Below are 2,050 nucleotides of genomic sequence, written 5' to 3' on the forward strand. Positions count from 1 at the left end.
GTCCGCTCGGTCGACACCTCGACGGGGCTGGTCACCGTCGAGGCGGGCCTGCCCCTGCACACGCTCAACCGGACGCTGGCCGAGCACGGCCTCGCCCTCGCCAACATGGGCGACATCCAGGAGCAGACCGTCGCGGGCGCCCTGCAGACCGCCACCCACGGCACCGGCCGCGACGCCGCCGGGCTCGCGTCCCAGGCGCACGCGCTGGAACTCGTCCTCGCCGACGGCTCGGTGGTCACCTGCTCGCGCGACGAGCGGCCCGACCTGTTCGACGCCGCCCGCGCCGGCGTCGGCGCGCTCGGCATCGTGACCGCGATCACCTGGAAGACCGTCCCGGCGTTCCTGCTGCGCGCCCAGGAGCAGCCGATGAAGTGGGACGAGGTGCTGGCCCGGGCGGACGAGTTCGACGCCGCCAACGAGCACTTCGAGTTCTACTGGTTCCCGCACACCGAGGGCTGCCTCACCAAGCGCAACAACCGCGTGGCGGGCCCGCCGCAGCCGCTGTCGCGGTTCAAGGGCTGGCTGGACGACGAGTTCATGTCGAACTCGCTGTTCGAGGTGATCAACAGGGTCACCCACGCGGCCCCGGCGCTCACCCCGTCGGTCAACCAGGTGTCGGCGCGGGCGCTCGGCGCGCGCACCTTCACCGACACCTCCTACAAGGTGTTCACCAGCCCCCGGACCGTCCGGTTCAAGGAGCAGGAGTACGCGATCCCGCGCGAGCACCTGGTGGACGCGCTGCGCGAGGTGCGGGGTCTGTTCGCCAAGCGGGACTGGAGGATCAGCTTCCCGATCGAGGTCCGGATGCTGCCCGCCGAGGACGCCTGGCTGTCGATGGCCCACGGCCGCCGCAGCGCGTTCATCGCCGTGCACGTCTACCACCGCGACGACCACCGGGACTACTTCCAGGGCGTCGAGGACGTCCTGACCGAGATGGGCGGCCGCCCGCACTGGGGCAAGATGCACACCCGCGACGCCGCCTACCTGGAGACCGTCTACCCGCGCTTCAAGGACTTCCGGGCGATCCGCGACGAGGTCGACCCGGACCGCCGGTTCGCCAACCCCTACACCCGCCAGGTCTTCGGCGACTGATCCCACCGGACGCGCCACGACGAACGGGCCGGGCCGCCTCTCGGGGAGCCCGGCCCGTTCGGCTTTTTCGGCCTGCCGGCTTCGGCCGGTTCTGGTCGCCCTCAGTTGCCTTCCTGAACGGGCGCCTGCAGTCCCGGCTTGCCGGTGGCGGGTCCGCCGCCGGTCTGGCCACCGCCGCCGGTCGGCGGGGAGGACGGCTCGTTCGTCGGCGTCCCGCTCGGCTCCCGCGTGGGCGTCGGGCCGGTGCTCGGCGACTCGCTCGGCCGCTCGCTCGGACCGCCGGTCGGCTGGTCCGTCGGCCGGTCGGTCACCTTGTCGTCCGGGCCGGTCGTGCCGGGCGCGGACGGCTCGTCGGTCGGCTGCCGGGACGGCTCGTGCGTGGGCGTGTGGCGCGTCCCCTCGTTCTGGCCGCGGATCACGTTGCCGATCGTCCCGCCGGCGCCCTTGACCCCGCCAAACGTCTGGTCGGTGAACGACTCGTAGGCCGTGATGCCGCCGATCACGACGGCGAACACCACCACCGCCGACGCCGTCAGCATCTTCCAGCGCTGCTGCGCCCAGACGAGCGTGTCGTCCAGCGCGGCCTTGACGGACGCCTTGCGCAGGGCCTCCTCGCCCGCCTCGGCCACCAGGTCGTCGGCGACCGCCTGGGCGGGCGGCCGGTCCAGCCGCGTCTCGTCCATTCCGGCCGCCTCGTGCCGGGCGGCCTCCAGCGCGGACGCGTCGAACCGCGTCGCGTTCGGATCGCCGGCCAGGGCGGACGGGTCCAGGCGGGTCGCGTTGGGGTCGGCGCCCGGCGCGGACCGGCGGGACGGGTCGTCCAGCCGGGTGCTGTTGGGGTCGCCGCCGCCCCAGCCACCTGACGGCGCCGCCCCGTACCCGGGACGCGCCCCGTAGCCGGGTGGCGCCGCGTGTCCGGGAGGCGTCCGGTGGCCAGGTGGCGCCCCGTGGCCGGGCT

1 protein-coding gene and 1 pseudogene are annotated in these 2,050 nt (G+C 74.0%); one reads left to right on the top strand and one right to left on the bottom strand.

Annotated elements, in window-relative coordinates; genetic code table 11:
* Positions 1-1,092, top strand: a 1,092-nt coding sequence (locus tag AB0J52_RS37865; RefSeq protein ID WP_500187810.1) for a D-arabinono-1,4-lactone oxidase, incomplete at its 5' end; no start/stop codon positions are given.
* A gap of 101 nt (positions 1,093-1,193) precedes the next feature.
* Here the strand turns inward: AB0J52_RS37865 and AB0J52_RS37870 are convergent.
* Positions 1,194-2,050: pseudogene (locus tag AB0J52_RS37870) on the bottom strand (hypothetical protein); the annotation flags it as partial.

Source organism: Spirillospora sp. NPDC049652 (genome assembly GCF_040675125.1).
In the GTDB taxonomy this organism is placed as follows: domain Bacteria; phylum Actinomycetota; class Actinomycetes; order Streptosporangiales; family Streptosporangiaceae; genus Spirillospora.